This window comes from Streptomyces sp. CC224B, from assembly GCF_030010595.1.
Lineage (GTDB): Bacteria > Actinomycetota > Actinomycetes > Streptomycetales > Streptomycetaceae > Streptomyces > Streptomyces longispororuber.
Genome location: NZ_JASCXL010000056.1, coordinates 49,015 through 63,484, shown reverse-complemented (window position 1 = coordinate 63,484; position 14,470 = coordinate 49,015). Strand labels below are relative to the sequence as shown.

Annotated in this window: 12 protein-coding genes; 4 read left to right on the top strand and 8 right to left on the bottom strand. The window is 71.6% G+C overall.

The genetic code is table 11. The annotated features are described in order from the left end of the window. Window positions 1-776: 776 nt before the first annotated feature. The 4 genes from QK440_RS22485 to QK440_RS22470 all read left to right on the top strand — a co-directional run bounded on the left by QK440_RS22485 (window position 777) and on the right by QK440_RS22470 (window position 7,688). Window positions 777-1,139, top strand: coding sequence for an antibiotic biosynthesis monooxygenase family protein (locus tag QK440_RS22485; protein WP_282794972.1), 363 nt, complete (start codon window positions 777-779; stop codon window positions 1,137-1,139). Window positions 1,140-1,325: 186 nt separating this feature from the next. After that, window positions 1,326-2,885 (top strand): sigma-70 family RNA polymerase sigma factor, encoded by a 1,560-nt coding sequence (locus tag QK440_RS22480; RefSeq protein ID WP_282794971.1) that lies wholly within the window; start codon window positions 1,326-1,328, stop codon window positions 2,883-2,885. 180 nt (window positions 2,886-3,065) lie between these two features. Continuing rightward, window positions 3,066-5,453: a non-reducing end alpha-L-arabinofuranosidase family hydrolase gene (locus QK440_RS22475; protein ID WP_282794970.1), complete on the top strand. Its 2,388-nt coding sequence runs from the start codon at window positions 3,066-3,068 to the stop codon at window positions 5,451-5,453. Between the two features lie 48 nt (window positions 5,454-5,501). After that, on the top strand, window positions 5,502-7,688 hold the full coding sequence (locus tag QK440_RS22470; protein WP_282794969.1) for a carbohydrate-binding protein: 2,187 nt from the start codon (window positions 5,502-5,504) through the stop codon (window positions 7,686-7,688). Window positions 7,689-7,740: 52 nt separating this feature from the next. Here the strand turns inward: QK440_RS22470 and QK440_RS22465 are convergent, their stop codons facing one another. From QK440_RS22465 to QK440_RS22430, 8 genes are all read right to left on the bottom strand, one after another. Further along, complete coding sequence (locus tag QK440_RS22465) at window positions 7,741-8,295, bottom strand: anthrone oxygenase family protein (RefSeq protein WP_282794968.1); 555 nt, start codon at window positions 8,293-8,295, stop codon at window positions 7,741-7,743. A 249-nt stretch (window positions 8,296-8,544) separates the two neighbouring features. Continuing rightward, on the bottom strand, window positions 8,545-8,973 hold the full coding sequence (locus tag QK440_RS22460; protein WP_282794967.1) for an acyl-CoA thioesterase: 429 nt from the start codon (window positions 8,971-8,973) through the stop codon (window positions 8,545-8,547). Window positions 8,974-9,001: 28 nt separating this feature from the next. After that, the gene (locus QK440_RS22455; protein ID WP_282794966.1) at window positions 9,002-9,376 is read right to left on the bottom strand and encodes an SgcJ/EcaC family oxidoreductase; all 375 of its coding nucleotides are present in this window, start codon (window positions 9,374-9,376) and stop codon (window positions 9,002-9,004) included. Window positions 9,377-9,420: 44 nt separating this feature from the next. Next, window positions 9,421-10,914 carry an FAD-binding protein gene (locus QK440_RS22450; protein WP_282794965.1) on the bottom strand — a complete coding sequence of 498 codons (1,494 nt, stop codon included), beginning with the start codon at window positions 10,912-10,914 and terminating at the stop codon, window positions 9,421-9,423. Between the two features lie 231 nt (window positions 10,915-11,145). Beyond that, the gene (locus QK440_RS22445) at window positions 11,146-12,372 is read right to left on the bottom strand and encodes an acyltransferase domain-containing protein (protein WP_282794964.1); all 1,227 of its coding nucleotides are present in this window, start codon (window positions 12,370-12,372) and stop codon (window positions 11,146-11,148) included. 28 nt (window positions 12,373-12,400) lie between these two features. Beyond that, complete coding sequence (locus QK440_RS22440; RefSeq protein ID WP_282794963.1) at window positions 12,401-13,171, bottom strand: 3-oxoacyl-ACP reductase family protein; 771 nt, start codon at window positions 13,169-13,171, stop codon at window positions 12,401-12,403. Beyond that, entirely contained in the window at window positions 13,168-14,169 is a 1,002-nt protein-coding gene (locus QK440_RS22435; protein ID WP_282794962.1) for a ketoacyl-ACP synthase III, read from the bottom strand. Before QK440_RS22435 ends, QK440_RS22440 begins: the two co-directional genes overlap by 4 nt. A gap of 14 nt (window positions 14,170-14,183) precedes the next feature. Beyond that, entirely contained in the window at window positions 14,184-14,459 is a 276-nt protein-coding gene (locus QK440_RS22430; protein ID WP_282794961.1) for a phosphopantetheine-binding protein, read from the bottom strand. Between the last annotated feature and the right edge of the window lie 11 nt (window positions 14,460-14,470).

The window sequence follows — 14,470 nt, the reverse complement described above, 5'->3', positions numbered from 1 at the left end:
AGGCCGGCGTCCACCTCGCCTCACTCATCCTCTGGCTCAGAGAACCCACCCAAGATCCTTTGCCAGACAGGCCCTAGTAGGCGGGACGGGCTGTCGGCCGTGACGCTCGTTTGACACTCTGGGTGCCCTCACGCTGCGCGGTGAGCCGAGAAAGCTGCTCTGATCTGTTCTTTTCTACGACTCCCTCAGACCGACATCTTTCCGATGACGCAGCATGTGGAATCCGTGGCGATTCTGGAGCCGCTCGCGAAGGGGCGCTGACGTGCGGCTTCGTCTGGTGTACACCATGTGCCCCGTGGGCGTTACGGGTGATGTCCTGACGTACCAGCGACGCACGTGACGCACGTAAGAGTATGGGCGGCCCATGACGCATGGACGGCGCGCCTTCTGATGAGGCGTCAGGTATGGGTCAGCTGCCCCTTGTTTCCCGGGCGACCCGGGAGACAAGGGGCAGCTTTCACGTGTGCAGCGCGAGCTGCCTAGGCCCGGTGTCGGTGATTGCGGCACAGGGCCGTGCTGGACCGGCAAAGGCGGCCCGGTACTTCGCCGTCGGCGATGGTCCGTCGATCGGCTGACGGCCAGGTTCGCGCCGTCCATCTTGCTGGTCCGGCAAGAAGGTTCGTCGGCGGCGGACACGAGTGTGCAGGCTGCGTCCAGACGGTTCCGGCTCACCACCGGCAGCCGCTGGTTCCAGGCCTCGGCCGTGCCCTCGTTCAGCGGGAGTTCGTCGGGATCGAGCGGCATGTCGGCAGTCGACACACTGGAGGAAGCAGCAGATGGAGAATCGCCACGTCGTGATCATTCCGATCGAGGTCGATGAGGAGAAGGAGGCCGCGTATCTCGCCGCATGGCAGGATGCCGCGGAGGTGATGGCGGCGCAGCCCGGTTTCCTCCGGACGTACATGTTCCGCACGATCGTTCCGGGCAGCACATTCTCGCTGGTCAACGTGGCGGAATGGGAGTCCACCCGTCACTGGGAAGAGGCCATGAACGTCTGCCCGATGATGGGGCAGCAGACCGCCGTCGTCCATGCCTCGAACTACGAGGTGATCCGGACGGTCCTGCCCGCACAGAGCCTGAGTTCCGGCGACGGTCGTCCTTCCCGGGAGCGGGAGCGGGAGCGTGGAGAACGACGGTAAGCGCGTCGCGGATGCGGGACGCGAGGGCTGACGGACGCGAGACCGGCAGAGAACGGAATTGCCGGTGTGGCAACTGATGCGCGCGTGGCGTGATCGTCACCCCTGGGGATGACGTCCTGGTCCTCACGGTTAGGGTGATCCGCCGTACTCGGCGGATCACCCCCTGAAGAGATGGGACTGGGGCTCATGGACGCGCATCACGTGAGGCTGGTCGTCGCGGCCCAGCGCGGTGACGAGCGGGCGCGCGAGGAGCTCGTCTCCGCGTATCTGCCCTTGTTGTACAACATCGTCGGACGGGCGCTGAGCGGCCATGCCGACGTGGACGACGTGGTCCAGGAGACGCTGCTGCGCGCGGTACGCGACCTGCCCGCCCTGCGGGCCCCGGAGAGCTTCCGTTCGTGGCTGGTGTCGATCACGCTCCGGCAGGTCAACACGTACTGGCAGCGGCAGCGCACACGCGCCGACCGGACCACGCTCCTCGACGAGGCGCTCCCGGTGCCGGACGCCGCCGCCCCCCTGGAGGACACGACGATCCTGCGGCTGCGCATGTCGGACGAGCGCCGACAGGCGGTCGAAGCCAGCCGTTGGCTCGACCCGGAACACCGGGTGCTCCTCTCGCTGTGGTGGCAGGAGTGCGCCGGGCTGCTCAGCCGCCAGGACATCGCCGACGCGACAGGCCTCGGCGTCTCCCACACCGGGGTCCGCCTGCAGCGCATGCGCGAGCAGTTGGAACTGAGCCGGACGATCGTCGCCGCGCTGGCGGCCGACCCGCGCTGCCCGGGCCTGAGCGCGACCGTCTCCGGCTGGGACGGTGCGCGAACGTCCGTGTGGCGCAAGCGGATCGCCCGGCACACGCGCGACTGCGCGACCTGTACGGCGACGGCGGCCGAGCGGGTACCGGCCGAGTTGCTCTTGTCCGGCCTCGCGCCGCTGGCCGTTCCGGCGGCGCTCCTCGGGGCGCTGGTCGCGAAGGGCCTGCTGTCGAGTACGACGGTGACGGCGGTGACGACCGCAGCGACCGCGAGCGCCACGGGCACGGCGGCAGGGGGCGGTGCTCTGCTCGGCAAGCTCCACGCGGTGACCGCCCATCCGATCGCGGCCCTGGCCACCGGCGCGGTGCTCGTCACCGGGACCGCCACGTACGTCGCCTGGCCCGAACCGGAGCGCCGGGCGCCCGGTGTCGCCGCCGCGCCGACGGCCGGTGCGACCACCCCGGCTCCGGCGGCCACCCCGTCGCCGTCGACCTCCCCGGCTCCGTCGGCCACCTCGGCCACCTCGACTCCGTCCGCCACCCCGTCGCCGTCGGCCACGCTGTCGGGGGCGGCGTCGGGTCCGGCCGTGGTTCCGCTGGGTGTGCGGTCCCTCGAATCCGTGGACCGGCCCGGTCAGTTCCTCGCGTACGACGGCGACTTCGCGACGCTCGGCGGTGATGCGGCCACCTTCACCGTCAGCAAGGGGCTCGCGGACAGCCGGTGTGTCACGTTCCGGGCGGCCGACGGCCGGTATCTGCGCCACCACTATCTGCGGCTGCGCCTGAGCGCCGACGACGGCAGCCGGTTGTTCCGGGAGGACGCCACCTTCTGCCCGCGCCCCGGGACGGTCGACGGATCGGTGACCCTGTACGCGCACAACTACCCGGGCTCCGCCCTGCGCCCCCGCGACGGATCGATCCGCCTCGACGGCTTCAACGGCACGCGTACCTTCACCGGCCAGGCCTCTTTCGTCGTCCGCGCGCCGCTGGCGTGAGCGCGGGGACCCGCTGACTGCGGAACCGCGCCCCGCATTACGTTTTTCTGCCGCGAGATTCGTCACCGCGCGGGCGCGCGCGTTTTCCGTTACGCCGTCCCACCCTCCCCGGCCTCCTCTTCAGGGGTGCCCCTCACAGGCGTCCCCCGCTGATCTGTCCCCTGAAGAAGGCCACTCCCCATGACCAGACACACCGACGAACCCCGCAAAGGTCTGCACCGCCTCCGCCGGCCCCGCCGGGCGCCGGCGATCGGACTGACAGCCTCGGCACTGGTGACCGGTGTCGTGACGTTGCTCCCCAACTCCGCCGGGGCCGCGAGCCTGGAGGCCGAGGCATCCTCGTCGGGCCGGTACTTCGGCACGGCGATAGCCGCGGGGCGGCTGAGCGACGCGACGTACACGTCGATCGCCGACCGGGAGTTCAACATGATCACCCCGGAGAACGAGATGAAGTGGGACGCGGTCGAGCCGTCCCGCGGCACCTTCCGGTTCACGGCCGCCGACAGGATCGTCAACCGGGCCCTGGAGCGCGGCCAGCGGCTGCGCGGCCACACCACGGTATGGCACGCGCAGCTGCCGGACTGGGTGAAGGCGATCAACGACCCGACCACGCTGCGCAGCGTCACGAACCACCACATCAAGACCACGATGGGCCGCTACAAGGGCAAGATCTACGCCTGGGACGTCGTCAACGAGGCCTTCCAGGACGGCCCCAGCGGTGCGCTGCGCGAGTCGGTGTTCAAGAAGGTGCTCGGCGGCGGCTTCATCGAGGAGGCGTTCCGCACCGCCCGCGCGGCCGACCCGGCCGCGAAGCTCTGCTACAACGACTACAACATCGAGGACTGGCCGGCCGCCAAGACCCAGGGCGTGTACCGCCTGGTCAAGGACTTCAAGGCGCGCGGTGTCCCCATCGACTGCGTCGGCTTCCAGAGCCACTTCGGGGCGGGCGGCCCGCCGGCCAGTTTCAAGAAGACCCTCGACAGCTTCGCCGCCCTCGGCGTCGACGTGCAGATCACCGAACTGGACATCGCCCAGGCGTCCCCCCGGCACTACGCGAGTGCGGTCAACGCCTGCCTCGGCGTGCGGCGTTGCACCGGCATCACGGTGTGGGGCGTCCGCGACAGCGACTCGTGGCGCGCGGACGAGAAACCGCTGCTCTTCGACGCGGCCGGCAAGCCGAAGCCCGCGTACGACGCCGTCAAGGAAGCGTTCGACGCCGGGTCGGGATCGGGTACGACCCCGGCCGACCCGGGCGACGGCACCGGCCAGATCAAGGGCGTGGCCTCCGGCCGCTGCATCGACGTCCCCGACTCGGCGAGGGACAACGGCACTCGCGTACAGCTGACGGACTGCGACGGGAAGTCGAACCAGAGCTGGACGTACACCACCGGCAAGCAGCTGAAGGTGTTCGGCGACAAGTGCCTGGACGCGAAGGCGAAGGGCACGGCGAACGGCACCGAGGTCGTCATCTGGGACTGCAACGGCGGCACGAACCAGCAGTGGAACGTCAACACCAACGGCTCGATCTCCGGCGTCCAGTCCGGCAAGTGCGTGGACGCGGTCGGCGCGGGCACGTCCAACGGCACCAAGATCCAGCTGCACACCTGCGCCGGCGTCGGCAACCAGAAGTGGACCGCCCCCTCCGGGTCGGCCGGTGGCACGTGCGCGCTGCCGTCCACGTACAAGTGGAGCTCGACCGGCGCCCTCGCGCAGCCCGCCCACGGCTGGGCCTCGCTGAAGGACTTCACCCACGTCCCGTACAAGGGCAAGCACCTCGTCTACGGGTCGATGTCGACAGGCACCTCGTACGGCTCGATGGCGTTCGCCCCGTTCACCGACTGGCCCGGCATGGGGACCGCCCCGCAGACGAAGATGAACCAGAACGCGGTCGCGCCCACCCTCTTCTACTTCGCGCCGAAGAACATCTGGGTGCTGACGTACCAGTGGGGGGCTTCGCCCTTCAGCTACCGCACCTCCGCCGACCCGGCCGACCCCAACGGCTGGTCCGCGCCGCGGCCCCTGTTCACCGGCAGCCTGCCCGACTCCAAGACCGGTCCGATCGACCAGACGCTGATCGGCGACGACCGGAACATGTACCTCTTCTTCGCCGGTGACAACGGCAAGATCTACCGGGCGTCCATGCCGATCGGGAACTTCCCCGGCAACTTCGGCTCGTCGTACACGACGGTCATGAGCGACACGGTCAAGCACCTCTTCGAGGCACCGCAGGTCTACAAGGTCCAGGGCCAGAACCAGTACCTGATGATCGTCGAGGCGCGGGGTGCCAACGAGAACCGCTACTTCCGCTCCTTCACGGCGACCAGCCTGAACGGTACGTGGACCCCGCAGGCCGCCACCGAGTCCAACCCCTTCGCGGGCAAGGCCAACAGCGGGGCGACCTGGACCAACGACATCAGCCACGGTGACCTGATCCGCTCCAACCCGGACCAGACCATGACCGTCGACCCGTGCCACCTCCAGCTGCTCTACCAGGGCAAGGACCCGAAGTCGGACGCCCCCTACGACGCGCTGCCGTACCGGCCGGGCGTTCTGACCCTGAAGCGCTGAGCAATTCCGCGCACAGCCCATCACGTACTAGGAGCACAAGTCCCCTCCATGAACACCTCACCTCCCACCCGCACGAACTCCCGGCGGCGCGGTCTGCACCGTCGCCGCCGGGGCGCCGTCGCCCTGCTGCTCGCGGTGCCCGCCGCGGCCGTGCCGTACCTGCTCCTCACGCAGGACGACTCCCAGGCCGCGAAGGCCCCGACGTCCGCGACAGCACCGTACAAGTGGCAGAACGCGCAGGTCGTCGGCGGCGGTTACGTCTCCGGCCTCGTCTTCAACCAGCGTGAGCGGGGTCTGCTGTACGCCCGCACCGACATGGGCGGCGCGTACCGCTGGGACACCCGCGCCGAGAAGTGGACCCCGCTCACCGACTGGCTCGGCGAGAAGGACTGGAACCTGCTCGGCATCGACTCCCTCGCCACCGACCCCGTCGACCCCGACCGGCTCTACCTCGGCGCGGGCACGTACACCAACGACTGGGCGGGCAACGGCGCGATCCTCCGCTCCACCGACCGCGGCCGCACCTTCAAGCGCACCGAGCTGCCCTTCAAGCTCGGCGGCAACGAGGACGGCCGTGGCGCAGGCGAACGCCTCGTCGTCGACCCGTCGGACCACTCAAACCTGCTCCTCGGCTCCCGTAAGAACGGGCTGTGGCGGTCCACCGACTATGGCGCGACCTGGCGGCAGGTCGAGTCCTTCCCGGTCAAGGACGGGGCGGGCAGCGGTGCTGGTATTTCGTTCGTGACGTACGGGCCGAAGGGCAGCGGCACCGTGTACGTCGGTGTCGCCGACAGGTCCAGATCCCTCTACCGGTCGACCGACGGTGGTGCCACCTGGCAGCCGGTCGCCGGGCAGCCGACCGGCCAGCTGCCGCAGCACGGTGTCGTCACGGGCGACGGCACGCTGTATGTGACGTACACCGACAACCTCGGGCCCAACGGCGTCACCGGCGGCTCGGTCCGGAAGTACACGCCGAGCGGCGGGGGTTGGAAGGACATATCCCCCTCGCAGGGCTCGTACGGCTTCTCGGGGCTCGCGGTCGACCCGCGCAAGCCGTCCACGGTGATGGTCACGACGCTGGGCCGCTGGTACCCCGAGGACGAGATCTACCGCACCACGGACGGCGGTGCGACCTGGAAGGCCCTCTCCGGAAAGTCCGTACGGGACGCATCCGGCGCGCCCTACGTCGGCACCCACACCGGTCACTGGATGACGGCCCTCGCGATCGACCCGTTCGACTCCGGGCACGTGCTGTACGGCACCGGCAACGGGATCTGGCGGAGCGAGGACGCCGACGCCGGAACGAGCCACTGGAGCGTGGGGGCCAAGGGACTTGAGGAGACGGCGATCCTCGACGCCATCGCCCCGCCCGGCGGAGCGACCGTCCTGACAGCCATGGGCGACCAGGGCGGATTCCGCCACACCGACCTGACGCGGGTGCCGTCCGGGCGGATGAAGAACCCGCTGATGAGCAACAGCACCGACATCGACTACGCCGCGTCGAAGCCGTCGGTGATGGCGCGGGTCGGCACGGGTAAGCAGGACGGCGCCTACTCCACCGACGGCGGCGTCACCTGGCGCGGCTTCGCCGCCGAACCGGTGGCCGATGCCCACAGCGGCCGTATCGCCCTCGCGGCGGACGGCTCCACGCTGGTGTGGACCCAGTCCGGGCAGCCCCCGTACCGCTCGACGGACAAGGGAGCGACCTGGATGAAGGTACGGGGGCTCGGCACGGGGGCAGAGGTCGTCGCCGACCGCTCCACCGCCCGCGCCTTCTACTCCCTGACCGGCGGCACCCTCTACGCCAGCACCGACGGCGGCGCGACCTTCACCGCCCGCGCGACGGGCCTGCCCGCCGACGGCCGCCTCAAGGCCCTCCCGGGCCGGGCCGGCGACCTGTGGATCGCGGGCGGCGGCAAGGGCCTGCTCCACTCCACGGACGGTGGCGGCACCTTCACCCGGCTCACCTCGGTGACGTCCGCCTCGGCGGTCGGGTTCGGCAAGGCCGCGCCGCGCGCCGCGTACCAGACGCTGTACCTGATCGGCACGGTCAAGGGCGTCACCGTCGTCTTCCGCTCCACCGACAAGGGCGCCACCTGGACCCGCGTCAACGACAAGGCCCACCAGTGGGGCGCCATCGGCAGCCAGGGCGTCGTGACCGGCGATCCCGATACCTATGGCCGCGTCTACATCGGCACCAACGGTCGCGGTCTCCAGTACGGGGACCCGTCCTGATTTCCGTGTTGATGCGAAGACGGTTCGTCGCCCCCCGGCGTCGGAGGGCGGATCAGATGGTCATGGACATCGGGGCGGGCGGCCGCGCCGATGTGTTGCCTGTCTCCTGGAGGCGGTGGGCTCCGTACACGATGAGGGACCAGAGCAGGCAGGCGAACGCGGCGGTGTGCAGGAGGGCGCGGACGGCGTTCCAGATCACCCACTTGGTCTCGAAGTCCGCGCGGACCGCCGCCAGGTCCTTGATGTCGTCCGGGTCGCCCGCGTCGGCGAGTTGCACGTTCAACGGGGCGTTGCCGACGAGGGTGACCAGGAACGCCACGCCGTACAGGACGAGTGCGGCGGTCAGCCAGGACAGCGCGGGCCGGCCCTCTCCTCTGCGGGCCAGCACGACGGCCAGGCCGAGGAGGGGAAGCGAACCGATGAAGGGGAGGACGAAGACCGGGTTGAGAATGGCCATGTTGATGGTCTGCATCGTCTCGATGAGCGTGCGGTCGGACGACCGGGCCAGGCCGGGCATGACCGCGTAGGAGAAGGCCGCGAACAGTCCGGCCATCAGCCCGGTGGAGAGGGTCGCGGCCAGCAGCGTGCCGGTCTGTAGGTGTCTCATGCTGCGTTCCTTTCGTGCCGGGTGCCGGGGGCCGGGTGCCGGTGACGGCGGTGTCGCGGGCCGGGGGGGCGATGACGTCGCGGGCCGGGCGGCCGGGACCCGCTGGGCGCCGTCGCCCGCGCGCCGCTTCCGGCGGGGCCGCCCGGTCGGCGGCCCGGCGCCGGGAATGGTCGCGGGCGCCCGCGCATCGCGGGGCGTGCACCGAGAGCCGTTCCCGGCGTCGGGACGTCGGGCCTCACCCGGGCTCGCTCAGGGGTTGGGGCCGAGCACGTCGGGCCGCGGGGCCAGCTTGTGCAGGAGGGCGCGCGGGTCCGGGAGCAGGCGGCGCGTGGCCAGGTCGAGCACGCCGATCACGCCCTCGATCCGGGCCACCGGCACTCCCTCGGGGGTGTGGAAGGGCTGCGTGAGTTCGACGAGCTTGCCCCGCCCCCCGTTGATGGCGCAGCCCACGTCGACCTCGTCACCGGCCCGCAGCTCGCGCTGGAACCGGACGGTGGCCTTGAGCAGCACCGGTCCGATGCCGGCCGCGCCCAGGACGTCCGGGGTGAGGCCGGCGGCGTGCAGGAACCGCCAGCGGGCGTGCTCCGCGTACTGCATGTACACCGCCTGGTTGAGGTGGCCCTGCTGATCGAGTTCGTAGCCCCGCGTCTGTACGCGGACGCTGAACCGCTGTGGCATGTCGTCTCCTTCAGGCCCCGCGGAACCGTCAGGCCCCGACCGGGTCGTCGAAGACGATCCGCCACGTGCCGTCCGGCTGCCGGCGGGACACCACGGTGCCCTTGCCGGTGAGGTCGACCGGCTCGCCGTCCTCGTTCTTCCCCACGAGGTGCCAGTCGGCGTGCGTCATGGCGATGTCGCCGCTCCGCAGGACGCTGGTCATCGTGATGGCCGCCGCCGAGATGGCCGCGAACATCGGCTGGAGGGCCTCGGCGACGGCGTCGAGCCCCACCTTCTGCGCGCCGTCCGGCGGCGTGACGAGGATGCCGTCGGGCTCGTACAGGTCGAGCATGGCCTGCGGGTCGTTGGCGTTGAAGGCCTCGGCGATGAGGCCGGAGATGTCTTCCGGGCGTTGTGCGGGCATGGCAGGGTCTCCTTGGTGGAGGGGCGGGGTGGGCTGTCGGCGGGTCAGCCGAAGATGCCCTGTCCCGGCGTGAGGATCGTGGCCGGGTCGTAGTGGCGCTTCAGGGCGCGCAGCTCGGTCCAGCGCGACCCGTAGTGGGCCCGCCAGTCGCCGCGGGTCATCGAGGGCACCGCGCCGACGAGGTAGCGCTTGGCTCCGAGCCGGACGGCCCGGTCGTAGAAGCGGCGGTTCTGCGAGAGCAGCCCCTGGACGTCCGGGTGGTTCGGGGCCGGGAACCGGATGAGGCTGACCTCGAAGAACTCGTGCGTCCGGCGGCGGGGCAGCACGAAGTTGGGCCGGGTGAGCGACCGGGCGTCCATCGGCGAGATCCGTACCGGACCGGCACCCATCTGGGTGGCCGTCAGCTCTCCGAGCACGGTGTCGAGGTAGGCCGGGGTGTTCTCGGGACCGACGAACATCATCAGCCACGGCTTCCTGGCGGCCCAGAACCCGGCGGCCTTGAGGGCCGCCCAGTCCGGGTCGAACCGCAGCAGCCAGTCGCGGAACGACAGGTCGGCCGTCGGCCCCGCGGTCGCCTCGGGGGAGAGCACGGCCCGCACGGCGGCGACGTCGGGCTGGTCGGGCGCCGAGTGGAAGAGGCCGAGTGCCAGCCGGTAGGACCAGCCGCCGCCGGGCTTGGGCTCGGCGTAGCCGTTCTGGTCGTCCACCACGCCGGCCCGCATGACGGCCATCGAGTCGCGCAGGAAGGCCGCCCGGTCGGTGTAGGTGAACTCCAGCGAGCGGGCGGTGGTCTTCGCCGGGATCAGCTTGACGCCGGCCCGCACGATGACGCCGTACTGCCCGCCACCGACGAGGACGGCTTCGAACAGCGCGCGGTGGTTGTCCCGGGAGCATCTGACCAGTTCACCGGTGCCCGTGACCACCTGGAGCCACTCCACCTGGTCGGCCTGCGCGCCGTAGCGCTGGCTGGTGCCGCCGAGACCGCCGACGCTCAGCGTGCCGCCGATCGACAGGTGGGCGAAGTCGTTGTTGACGGGCGGCGTCCGGCCGGACTCCAGCGCCCGCAGCGCCAGCGCCGACCAGGTGACGCCCGCGTCGACGTCAGCGATGCCCCGCGAGATGCCGTGGATCGAGCCGAGCGGCTTGGCGTCGATGGCGATGCCGCCGTCGACCAGGGCCTGCCCGTGGTGGGAGTGCGACTCGCGGTCATCGGCACCGGTGCCGCTCTGGCCGTTGACGGCCACCGGGATCCGGTTGTCGCGGGCGTAGCGGACGACCTTCTGGATGTCGCTCACCGAGCCGGGGGTCAGGACGGCCCGGGGCCGCCGAGTGAACAGGCGGCCGAAGTCCTCGGAGTACGCCGACGGGTCGGCGGGAAGGAGGAGCGTGCCGTCGAGGTCGGGTACCTGCTGGATGCCTGACGTCGAACCGGGAGCGGTGGCCCATGCCCGGGTGCTGGGGTTCCACCCCAGGACCGCGGTGCCCGCTCCGACGACCAGACCTGACAGGACCTTCCGGCGTGAGAACTCGGTATGCATGCCTCGTTGGTACGCCCGCCGTCGCAAGCGGAGCGCAAGTCCGTCCCGCGCGCCCGCGCTCCGGCCGCGGTGGCATGGCCGGATCTTCTGGGCACGCGCGCGACCCGTGGAGGGGGTGCGCGGAGTCTGCTGCCGGAGTTGGGGCGGGGCCTCGAAGTGGCCCGGGCGGTCCCGGCGTCCGCCTCGCACCGCGGGCCTCCCCGCCGACCCGTTCCACGGGCCCGCGGTCGATCACCGGCGCGGCGACTCCGCTGCCGCTGACGGCGAGTCGTCCAGCACGAGGTCGTGGCCCTCGCACCACAGGGCCGCGGCAACGTGGAGAGTCGCACGGCGGTCGGACCGGGTGCCCAGCATGGTCAGCACCGCGCTTCCCCCGGTGCTGACCGCGTGCTGCCGCAGGGCGAGGGAGGACAGGACGCGGCCGGGACCGCACTCGACGAGCAGCCGGTCACCGCCGTCGAGCAGCGCGGTCAGTGCGGGCCCGAAGTGGACCGCGTCGGCCATCTGGCGGGCCCAGAACCGCGCGGAACTCGCGTGCCGCACCGTGAGCGGCCGCCCGGTGTAGCCGGAGCGGACCGGAAACCGGGCCGGCCGGGGTCTCGCGTCGAACGCCGACTCGGCCGCCGCGACGGCCGGCTCCATCGCCGGGCTGTGGAACGGGGCGGTGGCCGCCACCGGCCGCAGCCGCACCCCGTCGCGAGCGAGGCGGGCCGCCACAGCGGCCAGCTCGGCGCTCGGCCCGGCCAGCATCGTCCGCCGCGCGGCGTTCACGGCCGCCACCGCGACCTGTCCGGACAGGTACGGGCCGAGTTCGTCCACGGACGCCGAGACGGCGAGCATCCCGCCGGGCGGGACCGTGGCGGCGGCGCGCACCCGGCCGCGTACCAGTGCGACGGCCTCGGTGACGGTGAACATCCCGGCCAACGTGGCCGCCACGACCTCGCCCGCGCTGTGCCCCAGCACCTCGGCCGGTGTGATGCCCCAGCTCAGGAGCAGCCGGCCGAGCCCGTAGTCGACGGCGAACAGCAGGGGCTGGGCGCGGCGTGCGTCGTCGATCGGGAGGCCCGCGTCGGCGCGGCTGCCGAGCCAGTCGGCGCGGATCGCCTCGCCCTCGGCGCCCCACGCCTGCAGGACCCGGTCGACGGCCGCCCGGAACACGAGGTTGTCGCGGTACAGGCCGGTCGCCATCCCGTGGTGCTGGGATCCCTGGCCGGGCAGCAGCAGGGCGACCGGCCGGGGCCCGCCGGGTGGGACCCGGCGCACCGGGGCGGCCGCGAGGTCGTCGAGGGCCTGGGCCGCCGTCGTGACCACCGCCCCGCGCAGGAGCCCCGGGACCGGGCGGGGCGGGCGGGCCCCGGCGCGTATCGCGTCAGCCACCCCGACGCGGGCGGCGCGTTCGCCTGCCGGGTCCTGGCCCGCCCAGCACAGCAGCCGGGCCGCGGCGCGGGTGGCCGTCATACCGTCCTCCCATGGCGTCACAGGGGCCTCAGGTGAGGGAGATCCCACCGTCGACGCTGAGCACCTGCCCGGTCACGTAGTCGTTGTCCAGGAAGACCCCGATGGCGGGTGCGACCTCCTCGGGGGTGGTCAGGCGGGGCACCGGCAGGTTGGCGGCAAGGTTCTGGCGGAACTTGTCGGTGGCGTTCGCTGTCATCCGCGTCTCCATGAACCCGGGCGAGATGGCGTTCACCGTCACTCCGCGCCGCCCGCACTCGGTGGCCAGGGTGCGGGTGAGCGCGATCACCCCGGACTTGGAGGCGGCGTACGCCGTCTGGCCGGGCGTGGCGACCAGGGCCGACGGCGACACCACGTTGATGATCCGTCCCCACCGCCGCTTGACCATGGACGGCAGCACGGCGCGGCACACGTGGAAGGTGCCGAGCAGGTTGGTCCGGATGACCTCGCTCCACACCTCGGGCGACTGGCCCATCATCAGGGCGTCCCTGCGGACGGCCGCGTTGCTGACGAGGACGTCGACCTCGCCGAGCTCCTCGACGACCTGGCGGTGCAGGGCGCCGACGGCCTCCCAGCTCCCCACGTCGGCCTGGACGACGATCGAGTCGTTCGTGAGGCGTCCGCTGACGTCGCGGGCGCCGTCCGCGGCGCTGTTGTAGTGGAGGGCGACGCGGAACCCGACCCGGTCCAGCTCGGCCGCGACGGCGGCGCCGAAGCCCCCGGACGCGCCGGTCACCAGGGCGACCGGTGTCCCGGGACGCCGCGCCGCCGGCGAGCGGACGCCCGTGGCGGAGCCGGTCATGCGGCCCACCCCACCGGCTCGCCGGCGCCCCACTCGATCAGCGCGGTGAGCCACACCATGCCGGCGCCGAACGCCGCGAACAGAATGCGGTCGCCGCGCTGGACGCGCCCGGCGTCGAGGGCTTCGGCGAGGACGATCGGCATCGACGCCGCGCCCGTGTTGCCGTAGTACTCGATGTTGGTGAGCAAGCGGTCCCGGGGCACCCGGCTGCGCTGCAGGATCGAGTCGATGATGCGCATATTGGCCTGGTGCGGCAGCAGGTGGTCGATGTCTTCGGGCGTGAGGTCCGCCGCCTTCAGGGTCCGGCTCACCGAGCCCACGGTGAACCGGACGGCGTTCAGGTAGATCTCGTTGCCCTTGATCTGCGCGTAGTGCTGCTTGTCGCGGAGCGTCGCCTCGCTCGCCGGGAGCCTGCTGCCACCGGCCGGGATCCTGAGGCTGTCGACCTTGGTGCCGTCGCACCCCATGTCCCACCCGCGCAACCAGCTCCGGTCGTGGGGAGCCAGGACGACCGCCCCGGCACCGTCGCCGATCAGCACGCCCAGGTCCCGGTCCTCGGGGTTGACGACGAGCGAGTGGGTGTCGGTCCCGATCAGCAGGATCGGGCGCGGGTCGATCGCCATGAGCCCGGCCGCGACCACGAAGCCGTACGCGAAGCTGGCGCACTCGGCGTTCACGTCGTGGGCGCCGCCCGTGGTGCCCAGTTCCCTCTGGACGAACGCGCACGTGGCCGGTGACGGCTGCTCGGGCGTGCCCGAGGCGAGGATGAGGTGCGAGATCTGGTCGGGCCGCAACCCGGCGCGCTCAAGGGCCCGCTGGCCGGCCTCGACGGCCAGCGAGGCGGTGGTCTCGCCCGGCCCGACGACCCGCCGCTCCCGGATGCCGGTGCGCTGCACGATCCAGTCCTCGTCGACGCCGAACCGGTCGGCCAGTTCGGCGTTGGTGAGCCGCCCTTCGGGCAGGTACCTGCCCCATCCGATGATGCCGATGCCCGACATCCGTGGCCCCGCGGTCACTCGTCGCCGGCCGCGGAGGCGACCGGGACGGCGTTGCGGGCGGCCAGCAGCTGCCGGTGGATCCCCCGGAAGGTGACGGTGTCGTCGACGAGTTCGACGACCGACTCGTCCACCCCGAGGTCCGGGTAGCGCTGCTGCATGTCGTAGACCCACTCCATGAGGTCGAGCGAGTCGACCCCGGACGTGGTCAGTGGCGTGTCCGGGTCGAAGGCCTTGACCTGACTCACGGCCATCAGACGGTCGACGGACACCTGAAGCGTGGGAAGCTGCATGGCTCACTCCT